Consider the following 6,685-nt stretch of genomic DNA (forward strand, 5'->3'; position numbering starts at 1 on the left):
AATTATTTACATCCGTCTGAAACGGTATTTCCATTAGAATCAAATTTAGCACCAATATAAGATTCAGGGTTAGTTTTATTTCCATTTTTCTTTGTTTGAATATGAACATGAGGAGTAACACCATTAGCTGCAGCGTTTCCTGTAGATCCCGTTTTTCCAATTAATTGACCTGCTGATACAGCATCTCCTGTTTTCATTGGATTAGTGTTTTTGTTTAAATGATTGTATTTAATAGTTATAGTTTCTCCATTAATAGTAGATGTAATTTCTATATAATTACCATATGAATTAGCTTTATATTCTCCATTTTCGAAAGAATTTCTAATATCAGAAACATAACCACTATGCATAGAATATAGATCAGTTCCTGGTGAAGAAGCTAAATCAAGTCCATCATGAAATTTCTTATTACCATTTCTTGTATATCCATATCTTCCTCCATTTTTTCCACTAGCACCAGAAGATGCAATATTAATTGTCTTTAAAGGATTTTTAGGGCAAGGATTGGAACTGCTTCCGTTATCTCCTCCTGAATCAGGGTTATAAGTATTATCACAATCTTGATATATTTCACAGCCTCCACCGCCAGTTTCACCACCTCCTCCAGGCCAAATAGGACCTCCAGAACCAGGATTAGGTGTTATTATAGGGCCTTCTAAATTACAGGGTTCTAAATCATCTGTGCCACAATCAAATCCTCCACTTGAAGTTTTGTTTTGCTTAGATGAATTGATAATAGTATTATATCTATCTTGATAAGCAGTAATATTATTTTTATAAAAATCAGAATTATCATCAAAAGTATAAAAGTTAACTTCTGTTTTATTTTTTGATAAAAGTCCAATCAAAAAACTACTAATTCTATTATTTTGTATTTTCGGAAAAACAATCCATTTGTTTCCATTTGATTCTTCAACTAATTTAGAATACATTCTTGTTTCAACATAGAAATCTTTATTCTCTATGATAAAATTTTGTTTAGTAAGTTTATTATATTTTACAGTATTGATTGAGTTTACTAAACCAGAAACATTAGTATTATGTAGACTATCATATCTTTGTAATAAATAAGAAAACTTCAAAGCATATTGATAATCAATATTACTTGTTTTATAAGATTTATTGTTTTCTTCGGAAAAACTTGCAAAAGCTTTTTTTTCTTCTTTCTGCGTTATTTCAATAAGAGTATCATCAGTTGAACAACTGTTAATGATAAACAAACAAGAAATAAACATCAGTATGTACTTTAGAGAGTATTTATTCATAAATTTTAGTGTTTAATAATACGCTAAAAATACAATAAATTATAAAAATTCCAAATAAATCTAACTTTACATAATCATTATTATACACCAAAGATTTTTAGGTTAAAACACTGATTGCGTGAGAGTGCAGTTTTGAATAAACAAATTTGTAATTTAAAATGCTCTGAAAGACGCATTTTATCGTTGAGTGAAGGTATTCATATCAGACAAAATTATTTTTCTTTCGTACTAATTTTTTACTGCAACATTATTATTTTTTTTTATAAATCTCTACAGAGTTTATTCGTGTTTTCTTCGACCGTTCTTCGACCATTGTCCTCGCAAAGGTGCATTTTTCCGCAAGTTTGTCGAACGATGGTCGAACAAGAGTAAAATGAGCTATTTTTCGAGATGATGTGAAACATAGATATACAGAGGTTTGTATAGGAGTTTCAATTAACTAAAACATATTGTTGATAAAAATACTGGAGGACAGAAGTGGACAAAACCGGACATTTGTGGTCACTTTTTGTAAAAAATGTAATTTGTATTGTTTAAATGATTAAATTACAAATATTTGATTAATTTAAGTATTTTTTATAATCGCGAAATACAAATACCCACAATTTACATTACAAATGTCCAAAAATTAAGGGTTTTACGATTTTAACCTTTGTATAAAAAACAAAGAGTTTACAAGTAATAAATACCTGTAAACTCTATTTGTAGCATAACACAATTTAGCTACAAACGCATTAATTACCCAAAGATATAAAATTAATTAATAGGGTTATATCTTTAAACTTTATTCTTTATTTAGTCTTCTATTTACATAAATAATATCAACTATTCTTCCGTATGAATCATATTCAGTTAAAAGAGGTGTACGATAAGATTCACTAACAGCCTTTATTTCGTATGCCTGTACATTTTCGCCTTTAGTAAATGGAAAAGACATAGATTCTATACAAATGTAATGTATATCTAAAAGTTGGAAAGGCTCACAAAAAACTCTAATTACAGGATAATCACGAAAGAAATTATTTAACGTTTGCATATCAGCTCTTGGAAACATTTTTGCATCATCATCCATTATTGCGCCAATAATCCTAATACTCCAATCATCAATACCAACATACTCTTTAACAGAGCCGTTATGATTACCTTTTTGCACATATCTTTTAACTATTTTTTTATTAACACTTATATCTATCATAGGTTCATAAGGAAACAAAAATTTAATAGGTGTTTTATTATCTTTTGGTAGATATTCCTCTGGAACTTCAAACCAAAGCGGGAAAAATTGTTCTTGAAAACCTTTGTTTTCTTGATTTACTCTAACTCTTGTTTGACCTTCAAACTTTTTTAGAAGTTGAAAAATTTCAACTGGTTTTACTATTGGTTTCATTCTTTTGATTTTTTTTGAATAAAAAAAGCCATAATTAAATGGCTTTTAAATAACTTTTAAACTATTCTTATGCTTTAGTTGATACAATTGCCCCAATACCTTTATTTCTTATAGGTAAAGCTATAAAACGCTTATCAAATCCGATTATCGTTGCACGTTCTTTTGGGTCGTGTAATGTATCATACATTTTCATTGTTCCGTCTGCTTTCATAACTTCACTTTTACAGAAAGCAAAAGAACAAACAGAAGCATTTGTATCAATTCCTCCAAATGGAATTTTTTCTAACGTAGTAGAATCATATTTCGGATTTTTTGTAAACTCCAAAATATTAAAACCTGCAAAACGTTTCGGAACTCCATTCACTAAATCGGTAATATCTTTGAATGATTTAGTATCTTCTAAAATTAAATCCTCTGTATGTTTTGGGTCTAAAACTAAATACCTTTCATCTGTTGGATAATCTAAGGCATCAAAACGACGTTTTAATTTTAAAATATCTGCAATAGTTAATTTTTTAAATCCGTCATCAGTTGCTCCACTTGTTGAAATTACGGGTGTAAATTCACTGTCTTTTGTTGGAGCAAATGCGTGAGCCGCTTTTTTGGCTGTTGCCGTTCTTAGTGTTTGTTGATGTCCGTAAATGACAGAGGTTGTTTTATCAAATGCATATTCTATCGCTTCGGGTTCTCGAATAAGTGTATTTGTAGTTTCAAATAAATCTAATTCAATTTCTAAAGGCGTATCATCTCTTTTAGATACTGCAATTGGATAAGTTGTATTATTTATAAATACTTCGGGATCTACTCCAACCTCTGCTAAATGCAGTTTATCGTATTCTACTAATGCAGAAAAATCTGTTGTAAAGTTTAAAAATGATGTTTGAGGATAAAAATTATTTAAAATATGGTTTATCCAAATTTGCTTGTTTAATGACATTGTGTTGATATTTAATTATTGTTATTTTCTTTGTTATACTCTGCAACTAATCGTTGATAAAGGTTTGGATTATCTCTTAACTCTAAAGGTGCATATTTTCGATAATCGTCTAATTTCCATTTAGATTTATCTAAACCTTTATTATCATTGTCAGTATTCAAAATTTGAGAACTTAAATTTTGTTTTCCTTTCATTTCCTCTAAAATTGCAATTGTACCCTCAAAATCGAGTTTTAGCATATTTTCAAAACGTGGTTTCATTTGTGCGGTAATCTTACCAGCAATTAAAGCCTGTTCAATTACTTGTGAACCTTGTTTGTTTTTTTCTGCATCTTGATTGTCAATAATTTTTTTCAATACTTCAATCGCTTTTTTAGGGTCTGTTTTGGCAGGAAGTTTTAAAACTGCTAAGACTTGATTTAAAAAACTATCTGTATCATCAGTATCAAAACTTAACCTTACAATATCTGCATCGTTATAAAGTTTTACTGCATTTCCATTAGACGGAAGTTCTACAATAGAAGCCTCGTAAATTCTACTTTGTGTTACAATTGTTTTTGTTACGTCCCACTCCAATGGTAGCAAACCGATACTTGCAGCTCTCAAAAATCCGTCTTCTACTTTTTGGGAGATTTTTGACCCTAATTCATCATTAGTGTCAAATACAGCGTCTGCAATTAATTGTTTGCCCTCTTTGCGAATGTTTTCCCAACGTCCTATTAAATTCTCTCTGTTATGTCTATACAACATAATAGGATTATTAAGAAATAGGCTTAAATCTATTCCGTCTGTTAAAACAGAAAATCCGCGAGAGTTTTCACTCTCGTCGGATAAAATAAATGAATGTTTATTCATCGTGTTATTAATTTAATTTTATGATTGAACTTTATTCTCATATCTGTAATGCTGTATAGTATTCCAACTTGTCGACCATACAGGCGTTAAAAACCCTTTTTTTGCACCACTGCAAAAAGTACTTTTGTAAGCCTCTGTATTTTCTAATCTTTTTAAACTATCCAATACACCTACTTGAACCTCTTCACAATTCAAATCGTTTTGATTAAACAATGTGATAACCTGTGCAGTTTTTCCGTTTTTTAGTAAAACCTCTGTTACTATTGCGTGTGGTAGATTTACCTCTGTTACATCTATTGTGTCGTTTACTACTGGAGAAACATTTTGCGTAGATGCGTTGCTATTGATAATTAATGCGTTTGTCATAATTGTGTGTTTTTATAAATTGTTTAGTAATTCTTTGATATTTCTTACATCGTTTGATGTTAATTGATTTTTGTTTGTGTCGGCTGTTAACTCCATGTAGTTATAAAACAGCTTGTTTAATGAGTCTTTTTGAGCCTTAGTATCGATACTTATTTTGGTTTGATTATCTTTAAAAAACATTTCGCCTTTTCCTGTAATTAACCAATGAATGTTTAAGTCTGGAAATAAAGAAATTATATTATTTAAAGCATTTGAATTAATAGGAGTTTCAACCGCTTTACCTCTAAAATTAGCAGAGGTCATACCTATTTTTTTATAGAAATATTCTTTTTGAACTTTTCTAACCTCTAATATTTTGTGGATTCTTTTTTTTATCATAATTCCGCTTCTATCTCTTTGATTGCTTGTTTTATTTTAAGTTGAGTATCAAGTGAACATTTACGACCTTTAAAGTATTGACATACAGTTTTTGGAGTTAATTTTGTTCTTTTTGATATTTCTTTTTGCAAACCTCTTGGTTGTGTTAACATTATTTCTGTACTTTTACTCATTATTAACTTTTTATTAGTTGTAAATGTATTTATATTTAACAAATGTATATAAATAAAATCATTTAAAACAAATTATTTTAAAAAAATGTAGCGTATTGAAAGCAACAGGTGAAATTATTAAGGAAATAAGAAAGAGTTTAAGACTATCACAAACAGACTTTGCTAATAGCTTGAATTTTAGTAGAAGTTATATTGCACAATTGGAATCAAATAATACTTTACCATCTTTTGAGTTTGTAAATTCATTATATAAAGTATATAAAATAGAGCCTAATTTTGTATTTAATATTGTCAATAATGTTTGGAATGAAAGCAATGATAATAATTCAATTATTGATTTTAATAAAATTAATATTGAAACATTGAATATTATTGTAGAAATCATTAATAGAGATATTTTACTGCCAAATGAAAAAAAAGCTCTTATAAATATTTTGGATAGTGCAAAACAAGACTTATTGAAAATAACATACAAAATTGATAATATAGATAAATAGGTTATTTTTGTAAAAAAACAATACAAAATGGCTGTAACACACACAAGTACCAAAATTCGCTACCGATTAATAAAAGAGTTATACAAGAAACATGCACACCCAGACATACCACTTACAACAACTCTAAAAAAACACGTAAAACCTGTTTACCCAATTTCAAGGGCAACATTATACAAAATCCTCAACACACCCGACCAGGAACTAATGTTTTAACCAAAAAAAAACGCATCTACAAAAATATAGATGCGTCAGTTTAAAATGAATGTGAGAAGTATTTAATTTTCAATCATTACATTGTCTATTGTAATTTCGTCAACTAATTCATCAATTAGTTTTATTTTTTTACCTTGCTTTTCTGCCTCTTCTAACAACGTTTCAAAAGGTTTACCTATTTGCATTAAACAACTAAATACAAGGCTTGCATATCTATCTTTTTCGCTTCCTGTATAATCTATTTGGTTTTTATATTTTTCTATAATTGCAGACATACTATTGCTAATTAGGGTATAATTTATTTAATTTATCAAACAACTCTTTTAACTCGTAATTTTCAGCAAAGGCAAATAATTCTATTACTCTTATATCAACCTCTTTTATTAGGTCAACACTTACGAGAACAGGCGTTAATTTTAATAGTTTACAAAAATCGTTTTGGCTTGCAGTTCTTAGATCTAAACCTTTATAAAAATTATCTTGTTCCATTTAGTTTATTCAATTGCACGAAATAACATGTTTCTATTTATATAAACAAATATTTTTATATTTATTTTATTGTTTACCAATTAATTACAATGTATATAATATAATCTTACAAACATTATCGGTATG

10 protein-coding genes are annotated in these 6,685 nt (G+C 28.5%); 1 reads left to right on the top strand and 9 read right to left on the bottom strand.

Annotation, left to right across the window (positions count from 1 at the left end; all coding sequences use genetic code 11):
• Positions 1–2: 2 nt before the first annotated feature.
• From N5E64_RS05765 to N5E64_RS05795, 7 genes are all read right to left on the bottom strand, one after another.
• Positions 3–1,265: a M23 family metallopeptidase gene (locus tag N5E64_RS05765; RefSeq protein WP_280036269.1), complete on the bottom strand. Its 1,263-nt coding sequence runs from the start codon at positions 1,263–1,265 to the stop codon at positions 3–5.
• Positions 1,266–2,049: 784 nt separating this feature from the next.
• A complete protein-coding gene (locus N5E64_RS05770) occupies positions 2,050–2,652 on the bottom strand; it encodes a DUF6046 domain-containing protein (protein WP_280036271.1) in 603 nt (200 codons plus the stop codon).
• Positions 2,653–2,719: 67 nt separating this feature from the next.
• A complete protein-coding gene (locus N5E64_RS05775) occupies positions 2,720–3,589 on the bottom strand; it encodes a phage capsid protein (protein WP_280036273.1) in 870 nt (289 codons plus the stop codon).
• Between the two features lie 11 nt (positions 3,590–3,600).
• Complete coding sequence (locus tag N5E64_RS05780; RefSeq protein WP_280036275.1) at positions 3,601–4,443, bottom strand: HK97 family phage prohead protease; 843 nt, start codon at positions 4,441–4,443, stop codon at positions 3,601–3,603.
• 18 nt (positions 4,444–4,461) lie between these two features.
• Positions 4,462–4,809, bottom strand: coding sequence for a hypothetical protein (locus N5E64_RS05785; protein ID WP_280036276.1), 348 nt, complete (start codon positions 4,807–4,809; stop codon positions 4,462–4,464).
• A 12-nt stretch (positions 4,810–4,821) separates the two neighbouring features.
• Positions 4,822–5,187, bottom strand: a complete 366-nt coding sequence (locus N5E64_RS05790) for a hypothetical protein (RefSeq protein WP_280036278.1) — start codon at positions 5,185–5,187, stop codon at positions 4,822–4,824.
• On the bottom strand, positions 5,184–5,360 hold the full coding sequence (locus N5E64_RS05795) for a hypothetical protein (protein ID WP_280036280.1): 177 nt from the start codon (positions 5,358–5,360) through the stop codon (positions 5,184–5,186). The genes N5E64_RS05790 and N5E64_RS05795 overlap by 4 nt, the downstream gene beginning before the upstream one ends.
• A gap of 95 nt (positions 5,361–5,455) precedes the next feature.
• Here N5E64_RS05795 and N5E64_RS05800 point away from each other — a divergent pair, with 95 nt between their 5' ends.
• The gene (locus N5E64_RS05800) at positions 5,456–5,857 is read left to right on the top strand and encodes a helix-turn-helix transcriptional regulator (RefSeq protein ID WP_280036282.1); all 402 of its coding nucleotides are present in this window, start codon (positions 5,456–5,458) and stop codon (positions 5,855–5,857) included.
• 275 nt (positions 5,858–6,132) lie between these two features.
• Here N5E64_RS05800 and N5E64_RS05805 read toward each other — a convergent pair whose 3' ends face one another.
• Positions 6,133–6,345 carry a hypothetical protein gene (locus N5E64_RS05805; protein WP_280036284.1) on the bottom strand — a complete coding sequence of 71 codons (213 nt, stop codon included), beginning with the start codon at positions 6,343–6,345 and terminating at the stop codon, positions 6,133–6,135.
• 7 nt (positions 6,346–6,352) lie between these two features.
• The gene (locus N5E64_RS05810; RefSeq protein WP_280036286.1) at positions 6,353–6,559 is read right to left on the bottom strand and encodes a hypothetical protein; all 207 of its coding nucleotides are present in this window, start codon (positions 6,557–6,559) and stop codon (positions 6,353–6,355) included.
• Between the last annotated feature and the right edge of the window lie 126 nt (positions 6,560–6,685).

Source organism: Empedobacter sp. GD03739, assembly GCF_029843245.1.
GTDB lineage: Bacteria > Bacteroidota > Bacteroidia > Flavobacteriales > Weeksellaceae > Empedobacter > Empedobacter falsenii_B.